The sequence below is a fragment of the Rhizobacter sp. Root1221 genome, from assembly GCF_001425785.1.
Taxonomy (GTDB): domain Bacteria; phylum Pseudomonadota; class Gammaproteobacteria; order Burkholderiales; family Burkholderiaceae_C; genus Rhizobacter.
Genome location: NZ_LMDI01000019.1, coordinates 69,854 through 90,895, shown reverse-complemented (window position 1 = coordinate 90,895; position 21,042 = coordinate 69,854). Strand labels below are relative to the sequence as shown.

Annotated in this window: 18 protein-coding genes; 11 read left to right on the top strand and 7 right to left on the bottom strand. The window is 68.0% G+C overall.

Annotation, left to right across the window (positions count from 1 at the left end; translation table 11 throughout):
* The first annotated feature begins 279 nt into the window (after positions 1 to 279).
* The 4 genes from ASC87_RS15455 to ASC87_RS15440 all read left to right on the top strand — a co-directional run bounded on the left by ASC87_RS15455 (position 280) and on the right by ASC87_RS15440 (position 5,711).
* Complete coding sequence (locus ASC87_RS15455; protein ID WP_056663599.1) at positions 280 to 1,485, top strand: ABC transporter substrate-binding protein; 1,206 nt, start codon at positions 280 to 282, stop codon at positions 1,483 to 1,485.
* A 146-nt stretch (positions 1,486 to 1,631) separates the two neighbouring features.
* Entirely contained in the window at positions 1,632 to 1,958 is a 327-nt protein-coding gene (locus ASC87_RS15450) for a hypothetical protein (RefSeq protein ID WP_056663574.1), read from the top strand.
* Positions 1,904 to 2,329: a hypothetical protein gene (locus ASC87_RS15445; protein WP_162255165.1), complete on the top strand. Its 426-nt coding sequence runs from the start codon at positions 1,904 to 1,906 to the stop codon at positions 2,327 to 2,329. The genes ASC87_RS15450 and ASC87_RS15445 overlap by 55 nt, the downstream gene beginning before the upstream one ends.
* Positions 2,330 to 2,537: 208 nt before the next feature.
* Positions 2,538 to 5,711 (top strand): carbohydrate binding domain-containing protein, encoded by a 3,174-nt coding sequence (locus ASC87_RS15440; RefSeq protein ID WP_056663568.1) that lies wholly within the window; start codon positions 2,538 to 2,540, stop codon positions 5,709 to 5,711.
* Between the two features lie 124 nt (positions 5,712 to 5,835).
* Here ASC87_RS15440 and ASC87_RS15435 read toward each other — a convergent pair whose 3' ends face one another.
* Complete coding sequence (locus tag ASC87_RS15435; protein WP_157604062.1) at positions 5,836 to 7,500, bottom strand: hypothetical protein; 1,665 nt, start codon at positions 7,498 to 7,500, stop codon at positions 5,836 to 5,838.
* Between the two features lie 298 nt (positions 7,501 to 7,798).
* On the opposite strand from ASC87_RS15435, the gene ASC87_RS15430 reads away from it, so the two are divergent.
* Entirely contained in the window at positions 7,799 to 8,551 is a 753-nt protein-coding gene (locus tag ASC87_RS15430) for a PEP-CTERM sorting domain-containing protein (RefSeq protein ID WP_056663558.1), read from the top strand.
* 66 nt (positions 8,552 to 8,617) lie between these two features.
* Here ASC87_RS15430 and ASC87_RS15425 read toward each other — a convergent pair whose 3' ends face one another.
* Positions 8,618 to 9,682: a LacI family DNA-binding transcriptional regulator gene (locus ASC87_RS15425; protein ID WP_056663555.1), complete on the bottom strand. Its 1,065-nt coding sequence runs from the start codon at positions 9,680 to 9,682 to the stop codon at positions 8,618 to 8,620.
* 187 nt (positions 9,683 to 9,869) lie between these two features.
* Here ASC87_RS15425 and ASC87_RS15420 point away from each other — a divergent pair, with 187 nt between their 5' ends.
* From ASC87_RS15420 to ASC87_RS15410, 3 genes are all read left to right on the top strand, one after another.
* Positions 9,870 to 10,259, top strand: coding sequence for a RidA family protein (locus tag ASC87_RS15420; RefSeq protein WP_056663552.1), 390 nt, complete (start codon positions 9,870 to 9,872; stop codon positions 10,257 to 10,259).
* Positions 10,260 to 10,496: 237 nt separating this feature from the next.
* Positions 10,497 to 11,072, top strand: a complete 576-nt coding sequence (locus ASC87_RS15415; RefSeq protein ID WP_056663549.1) for a transglutaminase-like cysteine peptidase — start codon at positions 10,497 to 10,499, stop codon at positions 11,070 to 11,072.
* 54 nt (positions 11,073 to 11,126) lie between these two features.
* Complete coding sequence (locus tag ASC87_RS15410) at positions 11,127 to 11,837, top strand: hypothetical protein (RefSeq protein WP_056663546.1); 711 nt, start codon at positions 11,127 to 11,129, stop codon at positions 11,835 to 11,837.
* A gap of 10 nt (positions 11,838 to 11,847) precedes the next feature.
* Here the strand turns inward: ASC87_RS15410 and gluQRS are convergent, their stop codons facing one another.
* Both gluQRS and ASC87_RS15400 read right to left on the bottom strand, forming a co-directional pair.
* Positions 11,848 to 12,714: a tRNA glutamyl-Q(34) synthetase GluQRS gene (gene gluQRS / locus ASC87_RS15405; RefSeq protein ID WP_056663544.1), complete on the bottom strand. Its 867-nt coding sequence runs from the start codon at positions 12,712 to 12,714 to the stop codon at positions 11,848 to 11,850.
* Entirely contained in the window at positions 12,714 to 13,709 is a 996-nt protein-coding gene (locus ASC87_RS15400; RefSeq protein WP_056663541.1) for a LysR family transcriptional regulator, read from the bottom strand. Before ASC87_RS15400 ends, gluQRS begins: the two co-directional genes overlap by 1 nt.
* 118 nt (positions 13,710 to 13,827) lie before the next feature.
* Here ASC87_RS15400 and ASC87_RS15395 point away from each other — a divergent pair, with 118 nt between their 5' ends.
* Positions 13,828 to 14,529 carry a pirin family protein gene (locus ASC87_RS15395; RefSeq protein WP_056663539.1) on the top strand — a complete coding sequence of 234 codons (702 nt, stop codon included), beginning with the start codon at positions 13,828 to 13,830 and terminating at the stop codon, positions 14,527 to 14,529.
* 17 nt (positions 14,530 to 14,546) lie between these two features.
* On the opposite strand, the gene ASC87_RS15390 is transcribed toward ASC87_RS15395, so the two are convergent.
* Complete coding sequence (locus tag ASC87_RS15390) at positions 14,547 to 15,014, bottom strand: DUF3592 domain-containing protein (RefSeq protein WP_056663537.1); 468 nt, start codon at positions 15,012 to 15,014, stop codon at positions 14,547 to 14,549.
* A 187-nt stretch (positions 15,015 to 15,201) separates the two neighbouring features.
* Positions 15,202 to 15,906 carry a Bax inhibitor-1 family protein gene (locus ASC87_RS15385; RefSeq protein WP_056663534.1) on the bottom strand — a complete coding sequence of 235 codons (705 nt, stop codon included), beginning with the start codon at positions 15,904 to 15,906 and terminating at the stop codon, positions 15,202 to 15,204.
* Between the two features lie 157 nt (positions 15,907 to 16,063).
* On the opposite strand from ASC87_RS15385, the gene ASC87_RS15380 reads away from it, so the two are divergent.
* A complete protein-coding gene (locus ASC87_RS15380; RefSeq protein WP_056663530.1) occupies positions 16,064 to 16,771 on the top strand; it encodes a DUF599 domain-containing protein in 708 nt (235 codons plus the stop codon).
* Here ASC87_RS15380 and ASC87_RS15375 read toward each other — a convergent pair.
* Positions 16,761 to 17,507, bottom strand: a complete 747-nt coding sequence (locus ASC87_RS15375) for a sulfurtransferase (protein WP_082568650.1) — start codon at positions 17,505 to 17,507, stop codon at positions 16,761 to 16,763. The two genes, ASC87_RS15380 and ASC87_RS15375, sit on opposite strands and share 11 nt — an antisense overlap.
* Positions 17,508 to 17,538: 31 nt before the next feature.
* Between ASC87_RS15375 and dnaE the strand changes: the two genes are divergently transcribed.
* Positions 17,539 to 21,042 (top strand): DNA polymerase III subunit alpha, encoded by a 3,504-nt coding sequence (dnaE, locus tag ASC87_RS15370; protein ID WP_056663527.1) that lies wholly within the window; start codon positions 17,539 to 17,541, stop codon positions 21,040 to 21,042.

Genomic DNA, 21,042 nt, shown 5'->3' with positions numbered 1-21,042 from the left:
GCCAGGCCTTCGTGGCCGGTGGCTCGCGCACCGCCGAGATCTACGGCGACAAGAAGTCGGGCACGTCGATCGGCATCCAGGGCGAAACCTGGTGGTGACCTGACGGCGGAGCCGTCGGGCCGTGGCGGCCATCCTGCCGCCTGCGGTCCTGAGTGAATCGAGCCCGGCGTGCCACAAGCGCGCCGGGCTTTGTGTTGTCGGTGACGATCATCCATGAACCGAAAGGTGGGGCGCGTGAAGGCAGGATCGAAATTGAAGGGTTGGGTGTTGGGCGGTGCGATGGCCCTGGGGCTCGCGACCGCGGTGGCGGCCCAGGTGGAGGTGTTGCATTGGTGGACCGCGGGTGGCGAAGCCAAGTCCGTGGCTGAGCTGAAGACGTTGCTGGCGAACCAGGGCCACCAATGGCGCGACTTCGCCGTGGAAGGCGGGGGCGGCGACAGCGCGATGGCGGTGCTCGGTGACCGGGTGGCCAATGGCAACCCACCGGCTGCTGCGCAGATCAAGGGCCCGGCGATCCAGGAGTGGGGCAAGAAGGGCGTGCTGGCGAACCTCGACGACATTGCGCGCGAGCAGGCGTGGGACGCCCAGGTGCCGAGGGTGGTGGGTGACATCATGAAGGTCGATGGCCACTACGTCGCCGTGCCCGTCAACGTGCACCGGGTGAACTGGTTGTGGATCAACCGCGAGGCGCTGCGCAGGGCCGGTGGCCGGCCGCCACGCAGCTGGGAAGAATTCTTCGCCGTGGCCGAGCGCATGCAGAAGGCCGGTGTCATCGCGGTGGCCCACGGCGGCCAGCCGTGGCAGGAGTTCACCACCTTCGAGGTGGTGGCCCTGTCGGTGGGGGGGGCCGATTTCTACCGCCGCGCCTTCGTCAAGCTCGACCCCGCGGCGTTGCGCAGCCCGGCGATGGAGCAGGTGCTGACCACGTTCCGCCGCATCAAGCCCTACACGGACAAGGCTGCTACGGGCCGCGACTGGAACAAGGCGACGGCGATGGTCATCAAGGGCGAGGCCGGCATGCAGTTCATGGGCGACTGGGCGAAGGGCGAGTTCCTCGCGGCCGGCCAGAAGCCGGGCGAACAGTTCCTGTGTGTCGCCGCACCGGGCACCGAACGGTCCTACATCTTCAACATCGACAGCTTCGCGATGTTCCAGCTCAAGGACCCGCGCGCCGCGCAAGGCCAACGCGCCCTTGTGAAGACCATCATGAGCCCGGGGTTCCAGGAGACGTTCAACCTGAACAAGGGCTCCATCCCGGTGGTGACCGGCGTGAACCGCGACCGCTTCGACCGCTGCAGCCAGGAGTCGAGTGCGCACTTCGCCGCGAGCGCGATGCTCAACAACCTCGTGCCGTCCATCGCCCACCGTATGGTGCAGGGCGATGCGAAGGAGAAGGTGCTGCGCGAAGCCGTGGCGGCGTTCTGGAATGACGAGCGGGTGACGGCGGACGAGACGATGGGCAAGTTCGTGGCGGTGGTGAAGTAGGGATGGTGCGTCGGGAGTCTTGAGCAGGTGTGACCGAACCCGACATACCTGCTCGTCCCGCCAGATTCATTCGCACCTGCTGACGTTACGCCGTGCCCGGTACCATGCACCCCGCCCGCCGCGGTGGCGGGCGTGGAGATCCGCACATGTCCTGGGCTGACCTTTCCGTCGAGCGCATGGCCCTCATGCTCATCGACAGCACCCGGCACGAGTCGTTCCGGTTTGCGCCCGGCGGCCGTGTCAGCGCCACCGTCGGCGTGCACGATGGCCCGTTGGCCGCGCCGGTCTGGCATTGGCGCATCGTGCAGGACCACCTCGTCATCGCCACCACCCCGCAGGACGGGGATGTCGTGGCCGACCTGCACGAGCCCACACTCGACGGCGACGTCCTGTCGGTGCGGCGAGGGGCCGAGGATGCGTGCCGCTACCAGGTCTCGTGGACGCCGGCCGCGCACGCCCGGGTCTTGCCGTGATGGCCGTGTGGAAGGCCGTCGGCACCGCCCTGGCCGTGAGCCTGCTGGCGGGGCCGCCGGCGCAGGCCGCTGAACCCCGTCCGCCGGTCGGGGCCAGCGCCATTGCCGGCGCTTGGCGCGTCAAGGATTCCACCGCCATCTTCCGCATCCGGGCGCACCGGGGCGCGGTGCGCGTGACGGGCAGCGACGGACCGCGCGGCGAGCGCTTCGTCGTGACGAACATCCGGTGGGACGGCCGCGTGCTCACGGGCGATTTCCTCATGCCATCCACGAACTGGCTGACCCATTCCGAACTCGTGCTGGTGCGGCGCGACGTGCTCGCCGGTCAGTATGCGGACGGCTCGCCCGAAGTGTGGCTTCGCACCCGCTGAACCCTGCGCACCCTCCTAGGGAAACCCCCGCACCCGCTCGCTTCTTCATCGATACAGAATCGCGCCACTCGAAACACTGAACCGATTCAGATCGGCGAGTGATCGAGCCTTGTGCGGTTCGCACCGGCCGGTCGGCGCTTCCGTATCCACTGCTGCGCGGCCCTCTTCGCGAGGGGGCCCGCGCCGCTTGCATGAATGGAGCGAAGCAATGACACGTTGGCGCATCTCCGCGATCGCGGGGCTGTTGGCCGCCGGCCTGACGCCGGCCGCGATGGCCGCAACTGCAACCGTCTACTACTCGACCGCCACGAAGGGCTGGCCGACGGCGAACATCCACCACGACGCCTCCGGCAGCTGGACCACGGTGCCGGGCACGCCGATGACGGCGGCCTGCCCGGGCTGGCTCACCACGACGGTGACGTTCTCGGCCACGAACTTCCAGGCCGTGTTCAACAACGGCGCCAACGTGTGGGACAACCCCACCGGCGGCGGCAACTACACCGTGCCGGCCGGCATCCACCAGGTCAGGAACGGCGCCATCGTGGCGAACGCCGGCAACCCGTGCGGTGCCACGGGCGACAACGCCGCCACCGTGTTCTACAAGCCGAACACGGCGTGGACCACGGTCAACATCCACTACGCCCCGACGGGCGGCGCGTGGACCGCGGCCCCAGGTGTGGCGATGGACACCGCCTGCACCGGATGGCGCAAGAAGGTGATCCCGCTCGGGGCGGCCACCGGCCTCGCGGTCACCTTCAACAACGGGTCCACGTGGGACAACAACGGCGGCAGGAACTACGCGCTCGGCACCGGCAACCAGAAGGTCGATGCCGGTGCGGTGACCACCGGCGACCCGTGCGCCGGGCTGGACGCCACGGCGCCCACCACACCGGCCGCGCCGGTGAAGACCGCCTCCACCGTGAACTCGGTGTCGCTGTCGTGGACCGCTTCCACCGACAACGTGGGTGTGACCGGCTACGAGGTGTTCCGTGACGGGGTGTCCGCAGGCACGGCCACCGGCACTGCGTTCACGGCGTCGGGCCTGTCGGCCAGCACCACCTACGCCTTCACGGTGCGGGCACGCGACGCGGAGGGCAACTGGTCCGCCCAGGGCCCGGCGCTGTCGGCCCCGACGTCGGCCCCGGTGGTCGACACGGCCGCACCGAGCGTGCCCACGGGCCTGAGCGCCACCACGAGCGGCACGTCGATCTCGGTGCGCTGGACGGCGTCCACCGACAACGTGGGCGTGACCGGCTACACCGTCACCCGCACCGGGGGCGCGGGCACCGTGGTGCTCACCACCAGCGGCACGTCACTCGCCGACACGGGTGCCGCGCAGACGACCTACAGCTACACGGTTTCGGCCGTGGATGCGGCGGGCAACCGTTCCGCCGCGAGCGACGCGGTGGGGGCAACGACCGGGCAGGCGTCCGCCGCCGGCACGCCGATCGGTACCGACATCCGCGAAGACGCGATCTACTTCGTGATGACGGCACGCTTCTACGACGGCGATCCGGCGAACAACCGGGGCGGGCAGTTCCACGTCACGTCCGGCAACGCGGCCAACAACGACCCCATGTACCGGGGCGACTTCAAGGGCCTGATGCAGAAGCTCGACTACATCAAGGCCCTGGGTTTCTCGGCGGTGTGGATCACGCCGGTGGTGCTCAACCGTTCCGACTACGACTTCCACGGCTACCACGGCTGGGACTTCATGCGCGTGGACCCGCGCCTCGAATCCGCCGGCGCGAGCTACCAGGACCTGATCAACGCGGCCCATGCGAAGGGCATCAAGATCATCCAGGACGTGGTCTACAACCACTCGAGCCGCTGGGGCGAGAAGAACCTGCAGACGCCGAAGGTGTTCGGCGTGCGCGACGCGCAGTGGAGCTGGTACTACGACGAGCCGGTGGCCGGCCGTGTGTACGACGGCATCACGGTGGCCGACCCCATGGGCAAGAGCTACACGGGCGACCTGTGGAGCACCACGGAGCCGGCGGGCAACACCTGCAGGAACTGGGGCGTGCCCACGCAGTTCACCAGCAGCCAAGGCTACCGGATCTACAACTGCCAATGGCCCAACCCGACGACGGGCATGTTCCGGTCCGACCTGTATCACCAGTGCTGGATCGGCAACTGGGAAGGCGAGGACGCCCGCAGCTGCTGGATCCACGAAGACCTGGCCGACTTCAACACCGAATCGAAGCCCGTGCAGGACTACCTCAAGCAGGTGTACCGCAAGTACATCGGCATGGGGGTGGATGGCTTTCGCATCGACACCGCGGTGCACATCCCGCGCGTCACGTGGAACCGCCACTTCCTGCCGGACGCCCATTCCTTCGCGGAAGCGGCATTCGGCGAGAAGGGCAAGAACTTCTTCATGTTCGGCGAGGTGGGGTCCTTCGTGAACGACAAGTGGAACCGCGGATCGCCGAACCACTCGGCGCAGTTCTTCACGTGGAAGGAGCGGGCCACCTACAGCGCCGATGACACGGTCGCCGCCCTCGAGCAGTTCAACTACGAGAACAACCAGGGCACCGGCAACCAGCCCACGTCGAACAACGCGTTCCTCAACGGCAACGCGTACCGCACGCCGGACCACAGCAAGGCGTCGGGCATGAGCGTGATCGACATGCGCATGCACATGAACTTCGGGGACGCCGGCAACGCGTACTGGAACGGCAAGGACTCGGACGACAGCTACAACGACGCGACCTACAACGTCGTGTACGTCGACAGCCACGACTACGGGCCGAACAAGTCGAACACGCGCTACACCGGCGGCACCGCGGCATGGGCCGAGAACATGAGCCTGATGTGGACGTTCCGGGGCATCCCCACGCTGTACTACGGCTCGGAGATCGAGTTCCAGGCCGGCAAGCAGATCGACTGCGGGCCCACGTGCCCGCTCGCCACCACCGGCCGCGCGTACTTCGGGGCCCACCTCGAAGGCAGCGTGACCGCGTCCGACTTCGGCGTGGTGGGCAGTGCGTCCGGCGCGGTGGCCGCCACGCTCGAGAAACCGCTCGTCAAGCACCTGCAGCGCCTGAACCAGATCCGCCGCAAGGTGCCGGCCCTGCAGAAAGGGCAGTACTCGACCGAAGGCATCTCCGGCGGCATCGCCTACAAGCGGCGCTTCACCGATGCCGCGAAGGGCATCGACAGCTTCGCGCTCGTGGCCGTCACCAGCGGCGCGACGTTCAGCGGCATTCCGAACGGCACCTACAAGGATGCCGTCACCGGTGACACGAAGGTCGTCTCGGCGGGGGTGTTGACCGCGACGGTGTCGGGCCAGGGCAATGCACGCATCTACGTGCTGGACCTGCCGGGCAACCTCGCACCGGGCAAGGTGGGTGCAGACGGTCCGTTCCTGAAGCCATAGGGGTTTCCAGGCGACCATTTCGGCCGGTGTGCCCAGCAGGGTGCACCGGTCTTTTTCGTTGGCACCTCAGGCACTTGAGAGGGCCGCCCGCAGGCAGCCCTCTCGCGCGGATGTCGACCGACGCTCAACGCTGCTCGAACGAGGTCAGGACCTGCTTCGACTGCTCGAGCGACTTCTCGAACGTGGCGTTCAGCTCCTGCAGCCCGCGCAGGCTGCCCTCGCGGATGACCTTCTCGATCTCGTCCGGATCCGCCGCAGCCAGCCGCTCCATGCGGTCCTCGACAAGATCGGATTCGAACAGTTGCGCCGTGGCCTTCACGATCCCTCCCAGCACCGCGGCCTCGAAGAGATCGGGCGACGGACAGCTCAGACAGGGATCGGGGCGCGGCGGAAACGGTTTGTCGAACTGCGGGTATCGCAGGTAGCGTTCCATCCAACGCTCGCGGTACGAGACGCTGAGGTCGGTGAGGCGATCGATCAGGAACTGCGTCACCCAACACGGGCCGTGCCAGCGCAGCAGGTACGCACGGAAGCTCGCGCCGAGCTCGATCGTGGGTCGCTTGGGCGAAAACTCTTCGATGCCCGGGTAGGCAAAGAAGCTCTCCAGCACGTGAAGGTGGAAACAGGTCCTGGAAATATGCGGCGGCGCGAGCCACACGGCCAGGTTCAGGTAGTAGCGCTTGATCTTTTCCCAGTTCGTGCCGCCGGCTGCTTCGAGTTCGGTGATGTTGACGTTCATCCAGTGGTGCCACGTCGAGTCGGTCGCGACACGGCCGATGCCCGCGCGGTGCCCGTCATAGACGTTGATCATCCCGAAACGCTTGGCCGGCGAATCGCCCTTCTCGTGCCACAGCGGTGGATCGGCGAGCGTCTTGCCGTGGGCAATGACCATGGGCAGCGGGCGCACCGCGCCGAGCGGCGGATACTCCTCGCCGGCAACGCCGGCGAAGTCGTAGTCGTTGCCGAGCGTGATTGCGGCCAGGCCCACGTCCGGTTGCGCCACATGGTCGAACACGACGCCTTCGTGCGGGTGATCGGGCATGACGTTGATCGGCCCCAGCGTCGGATGGCAAAGCACCGGGTGCGGGCGACGGTGAACATGGAACGGGAAGTGGAGGTGATGCATCCAGGTGACCCAATCGATCGGCTGCGGCTTGGTGTCCCCTTGCCGGTTGAACTCGATCACCTCGGCGCCGCTCGCCTCCGCGGCGTTGAACGGGCGATTGGTATCAATGCGCCCCGCGCCACCCACCGGCGGAACGCCCTGCGCGTTGGTCCACGCGCGCATCGTCCCGACGCGCGGGATGCGGCTGCACATCGATGCGCCGAGCGTGTCGTGGTCTCCGGTGGCGAACACCCCGCCCTTCTTCCCGTTCATCCACGTCGTCAGTGCGCCCAGTTCGTCGTCGTTCGTGTTCGGGCCGGAAGCGCCGAAGCACCACACCTCATCGTACTGATCGACGACGAGAGAGCCGTTCGGCAGCTTGCTGTCGAACTTGAATCCGATGTACTTCGCTTCGGTGCCGGGCGGATTGGCTACGACCGCGAACGGAGCGTTCGAATGCACCGCGGCATCCACATGGAAGTGCATGCAACCCACGGTCGACTCTCGCAAGACGCGGATCACACGTTCGACGCCGAACGCGTCCGCGCCCGGTGAAAGCGAAATGCCGACATCGACGACGAACAGGATGCGCGCATGGCTCCAGCGCAGCTTCTTGGCATATTCGAGCAAGGGCCTTCGCGCGACATCGACGATGTCGCTGCGGTCAAAGAAGAGTTCCATCACCTACTCCATGACACAACATGAAAGCTGTGACGATGCCGGTGTCGTTCGGTCCGTCCGCTGCACATCCCCGGATGCGCAGCGACATCGTGTGCCCCGGGCACCCCTTGGTCATCCGCAAGGTTGCTGAGGAGGCCGCGGCCTTGCGGCCAATCTGACCGCAAGATTTCCCGCCCATCGGCCCACCCGTCCGATCGCTTCGACCGATTGGCTCGCACCCAGGCCGGGCCAGGTGGCACGCTCCTTGTGTACATCGGGTGCACGATTTTCCGTGCAAGCCGATTGACGACGGGAGAACACCATGTCCCTACTGACCAAATCGATCTGCAGCTCGGTGCTCGCGACGGCCTGTGTCGCGCCAGCTTGGGGGGCGCCCAGCATCTGGGCCGACATCGACCTCACCAGCTTCCGCATGTCCGTGACCGACCTCGACCCGAACGACGGCATCGAGGCCAGCTTCACCAGTGAATGGCAGTCGCGGTCCCTGAACGCCTGCCTGCACCAATGGGACACCGGCTGCCGCGCCCAGTCGTCTGACCCGGACCAGCCGGTGTCGCTGGACCGGCCGCTCGGGGGCATGCACCTCACGGCGTCCGCCACTGCCGACACCATCCATGCGCAGGCGGAAGGAACGCGGTACACCGGGTTCCCCGGCGTGCAGGCGAATGACACGCGCACGCTCGTTTTCTCCGGGGCGGGCCGCTTCACGGTGGAAGCGGACTACCACCTGGAGGGTTCGGGCTTCCAAGACACCATCGGGAGCGCCTACGCGGGCATCATGCTCGGTGTCTGGGGCAACCCGTTCGACGTGGAGCAGCTGGAACTGCGGCCGGGATGGCCCGATGGGCCTCGCGACGGCACGTTGACCCTCACGATCGACGTGGCCAACGGCCAGCGAACCAACCTGTGGGCGTACGCCATCTCGGGACTCTACGGCCGCGCGCCGGTGGTCTCGCCAGTACCGGAGCCGGCGTCGATGGCGATGCTCATGGCCGGGGCAGGTCTGGTGGGGATCGGCGCGCGGCGCCGCAAGGGCCGTGCGGCGGCCGACTGACGGCCCTGCTCACGCACGGTGGGCGGGTGACCGCAGCCGCCAGACCCGACCACGCAGCCCGACCCATCAGGTGTTGCGCACCACCAGCTCGAACGGCAGCGGGTCGCTCTTTTCACCGTCGAGCACCTGGCGCACGGCAAGGCGGCCCTTCAACGCGCCGTCCTGGCGCATGGTGGTGAGGCCGGCGGCAGCGGCGGCGGGGATGTCGTCGAACCCGACCACGGACACCACCTCGAGACGGCGGTTGCCCTTCAGGGCGTCCAGGCCCACCAGGGCCATGGTGTCGGCCATGCCCAGCACCGCGAGTTTCGTGCGGGCGGGCAACTGCTTCAGGTACCCGGCGATGCGGTCGAGTTCGCCGGACGGGTGGGTGTCGTCCATCTCGAGCCAGTCGATGCGGTCGAGGTCGAAACCCAGGCGGTGGGCGGCGCCCACGTAGCCGTGGCTGCGCTCCATGGTCACCGAGCCGCTGCGCGGTGACTTCAGGTCGAGGCGGTGCTTGCGCTGGCGCTCGTCGAGCGTGAACGACAGCACGAGCACGCGGTCGGGCTGCTGCGACAGCGCGTGTTCCATGGCGGCCGCGGCGCCTGCACGGTCGTCCATGCGCACGGACGGCACCCCCGTCACGCCGGTGTCGACCAGCACGATGGGCTTGCTGAACGCTTTCACTTCGGGCGCCAGTTCGGCGTCCACCTCGGCGTAGACGATCAGCGCGTCGGCCGTGGTCTGGAACGCGTAGGCGAGCGACACGGTGCGGCCCATCTTCGGGATCAGCTGCATCGTCATGCTGCGCGCATCCAGCTCCTGGGCCACGCCGCGCAGGAATTCGATGCTCAGCGGGTCGTCGAAGGCGAAGCTCAGGTCGTGGTGGAACACCACGGCCACCTGGCGCACCTCGCGGCTGCGCAACGCGCGGGCGGCCGGGTCGGGACCGAAGTAGCCCAGCTCGCGTGCTTTCGCGAGGATGTCGGCGCGCAGCGCCTCGGACAGCTGTTCCGGGCGGTTGAACGCGTTCGACACCGTGGTGCGGCTCACATCGAGCGCAGCCGCCACGTCTTTCAGCGTCAGCCGGGGTTTCCGGATGATCAGGGCAGGGGCGGCCACGGCGGTAGCGTTTCGGTTCGCGGGCATGGTGCGTCGTACAAAAAGAACGGTTGTTCAGTAATTGGGAAGGGAACCCGACCGGCGTCGATTCATGTCACCCGAGGGACGACATGCGTGGCAAAACCCCAAATCGGGGTGAGCCACCGGTGAACCGGTTCCGGCCGCGGAGCGCGGTGTGACATCATCCCGGTTTTCCTGCAGAGACTCCAGCTTCATGTCCCGCCAACTGATCAGCTCCGGCTCCACCTTCGAACGCGACATGGCCTATTCGCGGGCCGTGGTGGACGGCGAATGGGTGTTCGTCTCGGGCACCACCGGCTTCGATTACTCGACGATGACGATCGCCGACAGTGTCGTCGATCAGGCCGAGCAGTGTTTCCTGAACATCGCCGCCGCCCTCGAACAGGCGGGCGCCACCTTGCAGGACGTCGTGCGCGTCAACTACATCCTCCCGGTGGCCTCGGAGTTCCCGCTGTGCTGGCCGGCGATGCGCAAGCACCTGGGCGACGTGCGCCCGGCCGCCACGATGATCTCCGCGGGCCTCGTGGACCCGCGCATGCGCATCGAGATCGAGGTCACCGCACGCAAGCGGTCCGCCACCTGACCGGCCCCGGCTCCTGGGCTCCCGGCCGCTTGACGCGGTTGCGGCGTTGTTCTACACCTGACGCCACAACAACAAGTTAGCAACGGATCAGGGCCAGCCGTCAGGGGCCTGACGTGGAGGCGTGCCGGCCGGCAGGGGGCTCGGGCGGGCAAGCCATCACACGCAACGCGGGCCATGACCGGCCCACGGCACGTTTCGCTGCCACTTCCTGTCCGGGTCCCCCGTGCGAGGTCAGCGATGTGCCTTGTCCGGGCCGCGGCGATCGCCGCTGGCGCTGCCGTGCTGTTCGTGGCATGGCCGGGCAGCGCATGGGCGGCCGATGGGCCACTGCCGCTGCAGGCCGTGCAGGCCGTGCAGGCCGTGCACGTGGCCATCCAGCAGCGCTTCGCGCTGGCTGACGACCTGGCCACCTGGGGCCGCACGGACCACTGGGCCACGCCGGATGAACTCGCCGCAGCGGGCCAGGGCGACTGCGAAGACCTCGCCATCGCCAAGTACTTCGCGCTGCGCGCGGCCGGCGTGCCGGACGACCGGCTGCGGCTCGCCTATGCGCACCTTCGCATCGGTGACAGCCACGAGGTGGTGCGGGCGCACATGGTGCTCGCCTACCTGCCTCCCGGCGCCGAGGCCCTGATCCTCGACAGCCTGGTTGTCGACGTGCGCCCGGTGTCGCGCCGGCCCGACCTCGACGTGCTGCTGAGTTTCAATGCCGAGGGCATCTGGCCCGGACTCGCACGGGGCCTGCCCGTGCGCGAGCCGGGCCGTCTGGTGTCGTGGCAGCGGCTGCTGGACCGGGTGGCCGCCGCGGAGTGACCGCTGGCGCGTTCGTCGCCTATGCTGGCGGCCCGAGAACCGGAGCCTGCCCCGATGAAGATTTTCCTGACTGTCCTGCTGGCCATCACGTCCCTGGTGTTGTGGACCGTGTGGCGGCGGCAGGTGGCCCTGCGCCGTGAGGCGTGGATCCGCTCGTTCGAGTTTCCGCGCGGGTTGTTCGAGCACCTGCGGCGCGAGCATCCTCATCTCACGCTGAAGGACTGCCAGCTCGTGGCCCACGCGCTCCGGCAGTTTTTCCTGGCGCACCTCAAGAGCGGCCGGAAGTACGTGTCGATGCCGTCGCAGATCGCCGATGAACTCTGGCATGAGTTCATCCTGCACACGCGGCACTACGAGGTGTTCTGCCGCAAGGCGTTCGGCCGGTTCATGCACCACTCGCCGGCGGTGGCGTTGCGCGGTGGCGTGCGGCAGAGCAACGCGGGCCTGCGCCGGTGCTTCTGGTTCGTGTGCCGCGAGGAAAACATCAACCCGCGCCAGCCGTCGCGGCTGCCCCTGCTGTTTGCCATCGACGCCAAGCTGATGGTGCCCGGCGGGTTCCACTACGCGGCCGACTGCAGCGCGGCGCGCGCCAGCGGTGACACGGCCATCCATTGCGGCGGTGAGTTCTCGAGCAGCACCGTCGACGGTGGCACGGAGGGTTTCGCGGACGCCGACACCGGCGGCGGATCGGACGGAAGCGGGGACAGCGGCGGGGACGGTGGCAGTGGTTGTGGCGGGGGTGGTTGCGGCGGCGGCGGAGACTGAGAACCCGTCCTCACGGCCACGCCACACGCCAGGCCGCCACGGTGGACGCGAACCAGTCGGCGCGGAGCTCGGGGCCCGGCGGGAGGCCGAGGGCCACCGCCGCGGCCTTCAGCACGGCCATCGGATCGCGGGTGTCGACGGCACTCGCCCCGGTCTGCTTCGACAGCTTGTCCCCGTTCGTGTCGCGCACGAGCGGGGTGTGCAGGTAGATGGGTGTGGTGCAGCCCAGCTGCTGCTGCAGCACCACCTGGCGCGGCGTGTTGTCGGCGAGGTCCTCGCCGCGCACCACGTGCGTGATGTGCTGGTCCTCGTCGTCCACCACCACCGCCAGCTGGTAGGCCCACAACCCGTCGGCGCGGAACAGGATGAAGTCGCCCACGGCCGAGGCCACGTCCTGGTGCTGGGGGCCCAGGCGCCGGTCGGCCCAGCGAACCTCGCCCGGGTGGGTGCGCAGGCGCACGGCGCGGGGGGCCTTGCCGTGCAGGCCATCGCGGCACGTGCCGGGATACACCAGTTCGCCGTGGCGCGGCTTCTCCCGCCCCTGGCCGGCCAGGGCGCGGGCGATGTCACTGCGGGTGCAGCCGCAGGGGTAGGCCGCACCGTCGGCCAGCAACCGGTCGAGGGCCTGCTGGTACAGCGGACTGCGGTCAGACTGCCACACGGGCGGTTCGTCGGGCACCAGGCCGCAGTCGGCCAGCTGCGCCAGGATGCGCTCGCCGGTGCCGGGCTGGCAGCGGGGTGTGTCCACGTCCTCGATGCGCACGAGCCAGGTGCCACCATGCGCGCGGGCGTCGAGCCAGCTCGCGAGCGCGGCCACCATGGACCCGGCGTGCAGTGGGCCGGTGGGCGAGGGGGCGAAGCGGCCCCGGTACCCCATCAGTCGAGGCCCAGCTGCATCAGCCCGCTGTGGCGCTCCAGCAGCGCCAGGCGGGTGGCCGGGCTTTCCAGCTGGGCGAGCCACCACTTGAGGGCTTCGCCGAGTCCGGCGTGGCGCGAGCCGTGGGCCTGCCCCGTTCGCCAGGCGTAACCCATGCGCGCCACGGGCGCGGGGCGCTGCACCTGGCGCACCACCAGGCGCCCGGCGGCGATGTGCTCGCGCGCGAGCGGTTCGGGGATGAAACCGCAGCCCATGCAACGGATCTGCGCCTCGATCTTGGCCTGCATGCTGGCCACGGTGAGCACGTCCTGGCCCGGCAGCAGGTTCACGGTCAGCGGCGCAAAGTGCTGGGCCGAGTCGGCCACGGCCACCGCGCGGTGCCGCAGCAGTTCGGTGTCGTCGATGACCCCGTCGATCTGCGCGAGCGGATGGTGAGGGGCCACTGCGAACACGAACGGCAGTGCACCGAGCGGCTGCATCTGGATGCCGACGGGGAGGGTGCGTTCGATGCCCACGCCGATGGCCAGGTCGGCCTGGCCGCGGACCAGCGCCTCCCACGTGCCGGCGAGCACCTCGGTGCGCAGGCGCAAGCGCGTGCCCGGGCCGCTCTGGGCGCCGTCGGGCTGCAGCGCGTAGAACGCCTCGCACAGCTCGAACACGGTGAGCCGGGAGATCACGCCGTCCACGGCGAGCGTGAGCTGGGTTTCCCAGCCGGTGGCCACCCGCTTGACGCGGCTGGCCACGGCTTCCATCTGCTCGAGCAGGCGCAGGCCTTCGTTCAGCAGCTCTTCGCCAGCCGCGGTGAACCTGGCCTGGCGCGAGCCGCGGTCGAAGAGCAGCACATCGAGGGCGTCCTCGAGCTGGCGAACGTTGTAGGTCAGTGCGGACGGCACCTTGCCCAGCTCGCGCGCGGCGGCGGCGAAGCTGCCAGTGCGGCCGATGACTTCCATCATCGACAGGGCTTCGGGGGTGAGGACGTTGCGGGCGGTGGTCATGGGGCAGCGGAGAGAGGCTGGCGGACCCGTTCATCTTATTTGAACGGACGCTTCAATGTGCAGCCGCCGATGGCAGAGGGGCCGGCCCCTACATTGAATGCAAAGGAGCCCAGACACCATGATCACCCTTCGCAAATCCACCGACCGCGGCCACGCCGACCACGGCTGGCTCAAGTCCTTCCACAGCTTCTCGTTCGCGGACTACATGGACCCGAAACACATGGGCGTGGGCAACCTCCGGGTCATCAACGAGGACCGCATCGCCCCGGGCACCGGCTTCGGCACCCATGGCCACCGTGACATGGAGATCGTGTCGTACGTGCTGTCGGGGGTGCTGGGCCACAAGGACAGCCTCGGCAACGGCGCCCAGATCGTGCCGGGCGACGTGCAGCGGATGAGCGCCGGGCGGGGCATCCGCCACAGCGAGTTCAACCAGGCGCCGCAGTCGGAAACCCACTTCCTGCAAATCTGGCTGTTGCCCGACGAGCGCGACATCGAGCCCGGCTACGAGCAGAAGCACTTCGAGGAAGCCGACAAACGCGGCCGGCTGCGCCTCGTGGCGAGCCGTGACGCGCGGGAGGGGTCGATCACCATCCACGCGAACGCGTCGATGTATGCCGGGCTGTTCGACGGTGGCGAAGCGGCGGAGCTGCCGCTCGACACCACCCGGGTGGCCTACGTTCACCTCGTGCGCGGGCGCATCGAGGTGAACGGCCAGGTGCTCGATGCCGGCGACGCGATGACGCTGCGCGGCGAGGAGCGCCTGATGCTGGCCAATGGCCAGGCCGCCGAAGTCATCGTGTTCGACCTGGCGGCCTGAGAGGGCCGGGGGCGTGGTCAGGCCGCCACGGGCTCGGCGCCCTCGGCGGCCTTTTTCTTGCGGCGGTACACGAAGATGCCCGCGCCCACCAGGGCCAGCACACCGCCCGCGATCATCATGACCCCGGACTCGTCCTTCGCGTCCGCGAGGATCACGGTGGACGGCGCTTCCGGCAGGTACTTGATCTTCACGCTGCTCGCTTCGGTGTCACGGAAGCGCTGGCCTTCGGCCTTCGACACGCTCAGCGTGGCCTGCACGGCCTGCTTCGCCTCGGTCTCGAAGTGCACCTCGATCTTGAAGCCCTTCTCACGGCCCGAAACCGCCTTTTCCTTCCAGGTCACACGGTCCACGGAGGCCTCGACGATCTTGCCGTGGTCGGCAATGGCCTTGAAGTTCCGGCCTTCGGTGAACCCACCGTAAGCCAGGCCGAGGCCGATCACCACGAGGGCGGGAGGAAGCAGAACGCTCTTGAGTTTGGCGAACATAGGAATTTTGAAGAGAAGAATTGAAAACGGGGCGGACGCCGAGAGCGCCCGCCCCGCAAAAAGAACCCGTCAGCCAGTCAGGCAAGCAACGCGAAGCCGCCCATCAAGCCACCCGCGAGGACCGGCTTTGCCGGCCGACCCGGGGTCGCCCCATGGGGGCAGGGCGCTAGCCGACTGGGGGGCCCAATCAGTCATCAGTAGCCAGGGAGATGAGGATGCGCAGGACATACCAGAGCATCAGCGCGATGGACGCGAACAGGTGCAGCGCAGCACCGGCCGGGCGGTCCGTCGGGTAGTCGTGGATGATCTTGGAGGTGTCGTACAGCACGGCCGCGCCGGCGAACACGACCATCAAGGCCGAGAACCAGATGCCGAGCGAGAAGCCGAAGATCACGCTGGCGATGATGGCGCCGATGGCCACCATGCCGCCCACGCGGAGGATGCCGCCGAGGAACGAGAAGTTGGTCTTGACCGTGAACGCCGTCCAGGTGAGGCCACCCACGAGCAGCAGCGTGATCAGCGCGGCCGCGCCGATGGCGCCCGGAGCGACCTTGGAGGCCAGTGCGAACAGCGGCGAGAACATCACGCCTTCGGCCAGCACGTAGATGCCGAGGCCGATCAGCTGCTTCTGGTTGCTTTCGGCGTTGTCGGCCATGCGCGTGGCAAGCCAGCCCACGATCATGAAGCCGCCCATGAAGGCAAGCCACATGAACTTGCCAGCGCTGAGCATCTTCAGCATGCCGAGGCCGAAGCCGGCCATGTGCAACACGGACGACAGCGCCACGAAGGCGATCATCGCGCCGGCGAGGTACGTGTAGGTGCTGCGGATGAAGTCGATGCGGCTGGTGCCGGAGCCGGCGCCATTGGGGCCGCCTGCGTAGATTTCTTGCATGGTCTCTCCCTCGGTTGATTCTTGGACCGGCGGAGTTTACCTACCGGTGTGGCCAGGAGGCCATCCGGACAGGGCCCCCCGAGCGGGGGTTGTGTGTGTCAAATTGCACGCTCGCCGACACTGGGTGTGGAACTTCCCGCTTGTTACAGTAGCGGCCATGAACACGCCGTTGAAAGTGCTGGAATTGTTGCCCTGGGTGGATTGGTTGGCGCTTGCCGTTTTTTTCGGCGCCTGGGCGGGTTACGCCTGGTTCGCCCGCGACCGCGCGCTCACGCGCCCGTCCATCCTCGCGTCCACGAACCGCGTGCGCCGGCAGTGGATGTTGCAGACCACTTACCGCCCCGTGCGGGTGCTCGACGGCACGGTCATCCAGAACCTCTCCACGAGTCCGTCCTTCTTCGCGTCCACCACGGTGCTGATCATCGGCGGTTTGCTCGCGGTGCTGGGCACCAGCGACAAGGCCACCGAGCTCGTGCGCGAGATCCCGTTCGCGGCCGCCAACTCGGTGCTGATCTTCGACCTGAAGGTGATCCTGCTGTTGGCGGTGTTCGTGTACGCGTTCTTCCGCTTCACCTGGTCGATGCGGCAGTACACCTTCGGCGCGCTGCTGGTGGCGGCGGCACCCGAGGCCGGGCAGTTCGAGGAGCAGGGCCTGTCGCGCGAGGCGTTTGCCAACAAGGCCGGCCGCATGGTGGGCCTGGCCGCGGAAACCTTCAATGACGGGCTGCGCGCCTACTACATGTCGTTCGCGGCGGTGAGCTGGTTCTTTTCGCCGGTGGTGTTCATGTTCGGCACCGTGGGCGTGGTGTACATCCTCTACACCCGGGAGTTCCGCTCCGAGGTGCTGGACATCCTCAACTCCTGACCGTGAGGTCGGGCGCCAGCGCCTCGCGTTCGTCGAACACGAAACACCCGCCGTCGAAGTGGGCGCTGCCGGCTTCCTCGAAGTATTTGAGGATGCCGCCTTCGAGCTGCAGCACGTGGCCCACGCCCGCCTCGGCCATGAACAGCGCGGCCTTCTCGCAGCGGATGCCACCGGTGCAGTAGCTCACCACCGTCTTGCCCTCCAGCGTGTGGGCGTTGGCGCGCACGGCGTCCGGGAACTCGGTGAACTTGCCGATGCGCCAGTCGATCGCGTTGCGGAAGCGCCCGTGGTCCACCTCGAACGCGTTGCGGGTGTCGAGCAGCACCACCGGCCGGCCCGAGTCGTCGTGGCCGGCATCGAGCCAGCGCGACAGCGTGCGGGCATCCACCGACGGCGCGCGGCCGCCGGCCGGCCGCACGTGCGGGTGGTTCATGCGGATGATCTCGCGCTTGACCTTCACCAGCAGCTTGCCGAACGGCACGTCGGCCGACCAGCTTTCCTTCGGTTCGAGCGGGGCAAAACGGTCGTCGGCCCGCAGGTCGAGCACGAAGGCGCGCACCGCCGTTTCGAGGCCGGCGAGGAACAGGTTGATGCCTTCCTCGGCGAGCAGCACGGTGCCCTTGAGGCCCAGGTCAGTGGCGCGTGAGCGGATGCTCTCGCGCAGCGCCTGTGGATCCGCGATGGGCACGAATCGGTAGGCCGAGATGTTGAGGATGGGGAGGGATGTTGGTGCCACCCCCGCATTTTACGGAACCTAGAATGTCGGGATGGCCTTTGTTCATCTCCGTACCCACACCGAATTTTCCGTCGTCGACGGCACGCTGCGCATCGACGAACTCGTCGACGCCGCGGCCGGCGACGGCCAGGCCGCCCTCGCCATCACCGACCTCTCCAACCTGTTCGGCGGCGTCAAGTTCTACAAGGAAGCCCGCAAGGCGGGTGTGAAACCCGTGATCGGGGCCGACGTCTGGCTCGAGCCCGACACCGCCGCCGGCGAAAAACAACCGACCCGCCTGCTGCTGCTCGCACAGAGCGCCGCGGGTTACCACAACCTGTGCGAGGTGCTGTCGCGCGCGTGGGTCACCGACAACCTCGCCGGCAAGGCCTGCGTGCGCTGGACGTCGCTTGCGGAACTGGGCGGCGACCTGATCGTGCTGTCCGGCGGTGACCTGGGCGCGGTGGGCCAGGCCCTCCTGGCAAACGACACCGCCCGTGCATCGGCCATCGCCCGCCGCCTGGCCGACCTGTTCCCGCAGCGCTTCTACATCGAACTGCAACGCGCCGGCCTGCCCGCCCACGAACCGCACGTGCGTGCCGCGGTGCCGCTGGCAGCCGAACTGGGCCTGCCGGTGGTGGCCACGCACCCCATTCAGTTCCAGACGCCCGAAGACTTCGAGGCCCACGAGGCCCGCACCTGCATCGCCGAAGGCGAGACGCTCACCAACCCGCGCCGCGTCAAGCGCTTCACGCGCGACCAGCACTTCAAGACACAGGCCGAGATGGAGGCGCTGTTCGCCGACATCCCCAGCGCGCTCGCCAACACGGTGGAGATCGCGCGCCGCTGCAGCCTGACACTCGTGCTCGGCAAGCCGCGCCTGCCCGACTTTCCCACGCCGGAGGTCGATGGCCGGCGCATGGAGCCGGAAGACTACTTCCGGTACGCGTCGCACGAGGGCCTGAAGGAGCGCATGGTCCAGCTGTTCCCGGACCCGGCCGCGCGCGAGAAGGAAAACGCGCGCTACGTCGAGCGGCTCGACTTCGAGATCAACACGATCCTGAAGATGGGGTTCCCCGGCTACTTCCTGATCGTGGCGGACTTCATCATCTGGGCCAAGAGCCACGGCTGCCCGGTGGGCCCGGGCCGGGGGTCCGGCGCCGGCTCGCTGGTGGCCTATGCGCTGAAGATCACCGACCTCGACCCGCTGAAGTACAACCTGCTGTTCGAGCGGTTCCTGAACCCGGAGCGGGTGTCGATGCCCGACTTCGACATCGACTTCTGCCAAGGCAACCGCGACCGCGTCATCGACTACGTGAAGGACAAGTACGGCCGCGAGGCCGTCAGCCAGATCGCCACGTTCGGCACCATGGCCGCCAAGGCCGCGCTGCGCGACGTGGGCCGCGTGCTCGGCATGGGCTACGGCCACGTGGACGGCGTGGCCAAGCTCGTGCCGGCGCCCCCGGGCAAGACCGTGACGCTCAAGCGCCCCGGCGACAAGCCCGATCCCGGCATCATCTACGCGCGCCTCGAGGCGCCCGAGATCGAGCAGCGCGAGAAGAACGAGGAAGAGGTTGCCGAGCTGCTGGCCCTGGCCGAGCGCGTCGAAGGCATGGTGCGCAACATCGGCATGCACGCCGGGGGGGTGCTGATCGCCCCGGGCAAGATCACCGACTTCTGCCCGCTGTACATGCAGCCCGGCAGCGACAGCGCGGTGAGCCAGTTCGACAAGGACGACGTGGAGGCCATCGGCCTCGTGAAGTTCGACTTCCTGGGTCTGGCCACGCTCACCATCCTAGAGCTCGCGAAGGACTACATCCGCGCGCGCCGCCCGAAACAGGAAAACTTCGCGCTCGAGAAGATCCCGCTGAACGACCGCGCGTCGTACCAGCTGATGAGCGAAGGCAAGACGGTGGCGGTGTTCCAGCTGGAAAGCTCGGGCATGCAGCGCATGCTGAAGGACGCCAAGCCCAGCGTGTTCGAGGACATCATCGCGCTGGTGGCGCTGTACCGGCCGGGCCCGATGGACCTGATCCCGAGCTTCTGTGCCCGCAAGCACGGCCGCGAGGAGGTGGAGTACCCGCACCCGCTGATGAAGACGGTGCTGGAGGAAACCTACGGCATCATGGTCTACCAGGAGCAGGTGATGCAGGTGGCCCAGATCGTCGGGGGCTACTCGCTCGGCGGTGCCGACCTGTTGCGCCGGGCCATGGGCAAGAAGAAGCTCGAGGAGATGGTGGCGCACCGCGCCACGTTCGCCGAGGGTGCCGGCAAGCAGGGCATCGAGGAGCCCAAGGCCAACGAGATCTTCGACCTGATGGAGAAGTTCGCGGGCTACGGCTTCAACAAGTCGCACGCCGCCGCATACGCGCTGCTCGCGTACCACACCGCGTACCTGAAGGCCCACTACCTGGCCGAATTCACCGCGGCCAACATGAGCGTCGCGCTCGACGACACCGACAAGCTCAAGATCTTCCATGACGATGCGGTCAACCTCGGCCTCACGTTCGAGCCGCCCAACATCAACACCGGCAACTACCGCTTCGAGCCGGTGGAAGACAAGGTGGTGCGCTACGGCCTCGGCGCCGTGAAGGGCACGGGCCAGAGCGCCATCGAGGCCATCATCCAGGCCCGCACCGAAGGCGGCCCGTTCAAGAGCATCTTCGACTTCGCCGCCCGCGTGGACCGCAGCCGCATCAACAAGCGCACGGTGGAGGCGTTGATCAAGGCCGGCGCGTTCGACCTGCTGCATCCCGAGCGCTCGCAGGTGGTGGCCAGCATCGGCCTCGCGTTCGAGTATGCCGACTCGCAGGCCGCCCATGCCGACCAGGGGGGGCTGTTCGACTTCGACGATTCACACGCGGCGTCCACCACCGAACCCGAACTGATCGATGCCAAGCCCTGGAGCATCAAGGAGCGCCTGAGCCTCGAGAAGGTGGCGCTCGGCTTCTACCTGTCTGGCCACCTGTTCGACCAGAGCGGGGCGGAGGTGCGCAAGTTCGCCAAGCGCGAGATCGCCGACCTGATCGACACCCGCGAGCCGCAGGTGCTCGCCGGCATCGTGGGTGACCTGCGCGTGATCAACGGCCAGCGTGGCCGCGTGGCCATCTTCAAGCTCGACGACAAGAGCGAATCCATCGAGGCCGTGGCCAACGAGGACCTGCTCAACGCCAACAAGGACCTGCTGAAGGACGACGAACTCATCATCGTGGTGGGCAAGGCCCAGCCCGACCGGTTCTCCGGCGGCATGCGGCTCAACGTGCAGCAGGTGTTCGACCTCGCCACCGCGCGTTGCCGCTTCGGCAAGTACCTGCGGGTGGAAGTCAACGGCAGCGTGCCGCCGGTGGCCGAGGTATTGCGGGAGCACCCGAGCCGGCGCATCGAGACCGAGGAGGGGCCCATCACGCAGGGGCTCCCGGTGCGGCTCGTGTTGCACCGCGATGGCGCGTCCGGCGAACTCGACCTCGGCGACGAGGGGCGGTTTTTCCCGTCCGATGCGGCGCTCGACCGCTGGCTCGAAGGCAGCCACGGGAAGTCCGCGGTCGTCTACGACTGA

What these genes read in the sequence shown, in the direction of transcription:
- ASC87_RS15455 (WP_056663599.1), top strand. Translation starts at nt 280, where the DNA reads ATGGCCCTGGGGCTCGCGACCGCGGTGGCGGCCCAGGTGGAGGTGTTG.
- ASC87_RS15450 (WP_056663574.1), top strand. Translation starts at nt 1,632, where the DNA reads ATGTCCTGGGCTGACCTTTCCGTCGAGCGCATGGCCCTCATGCTCATC.
- ASC87_RS15440 (WP_056663568.1), top strand. Translation starts at nt 2,538, where the DNA reads ATGACACGTTGGCGCATCTCCGCGATCGCGGGGCTGTTGGCCGCCGGC.
- ASC87_RS15430 (WP_056663558.1), top strand. Translation starts at nt 7,799, where the DNA reads ATGTCCCTACTGACCAAATCGATCTGCAGCTCGGTGCTCGCGACGGCC.
- ASC87_RS15425 (WP_056663555.1), bottom strand. Translation starts at nt 9,682, where the DNA reads ATGCCCGCGAACCGAAACGCTACCGCCGTGGCCGCCCCTGCCCTGATC.
- ASC87_RS15420 (WP_056663552.1), top strand. Translation starts at nt 9,870, where the DNA reads ATGTCCCGCCAACTGATCAGCTCCGGCTCCACCTTCGAACGCGACATG.
- ASC87_RS15415 (WP_056663549.1), top strand. Translation starts at nt 10,497, where the DNA reads ATGTGCCTTGTCCGGGCCGCGGCGATCGCCGCTGGCGCTGCCGTGCTG.
- ASC87_RS15410 (WP_056663546.1), top strand. Translation starts at nt 11,127, where the DNA reads ATGAAGATTTTCCTGACTGTCCTGCTGGCCATCACGTCCCTGGTGTTG.
- gluQRS (WP_056663544.1), bottom strand. Translation starts at nt 12,714, where the DNA reads ATGGGGTACCGGGGCCGCTTCGCCCCCTCGCCCACCGGCCCACTGCAC.
- ASC87_RS15400 (WP_056663541.1), bottom strand. Translation starts at nt 13,709, where the DNA reads ATGACCACCGCCCGCAACGTCCTCACCCCCGAAGCCCTGTCGATGATG.
- ASC87_RS15395 (WP_056663539.1), top strand. Translation starts at nt 13,828, where the DNA reads ATGATCACCCTTCGCAAATCCACCGACCGCGGCCACGCCGACCACGGC.
- ASC87_RS15390 (WP_056663537.1), bottom strand. Translation starts at nt 15,014, where the DNA reads ATGTTCGCCAAACTCAAGAGCGTTCTGCTTCCTCCCGCCCTCGTGGTG.
- ASC87_RS15385 (WP_056663534.1), bottom strand. Translation starts at nt 15,906, where the DNA reads ATGCAAGAAATCTACGCAGGCGGCCCCAATGGCGCCGGCTCCGGCACC.
- ASC87_RS15380 (WP_056663530.1), top strand. Translation starts at nt 16,064, where the DNA reads ATGAACACGCCGTTGAAAGTGCTGGAATTGTTGCCCTGGGTGGATTGG.
- dnaE (WP_056663527.1), top strand. Translation starts at nt 17,539, where the DNA reads ATGGCCTTTGTTCATCTCCGTACCCACACCGAATTTTCCGTCGTCGAC.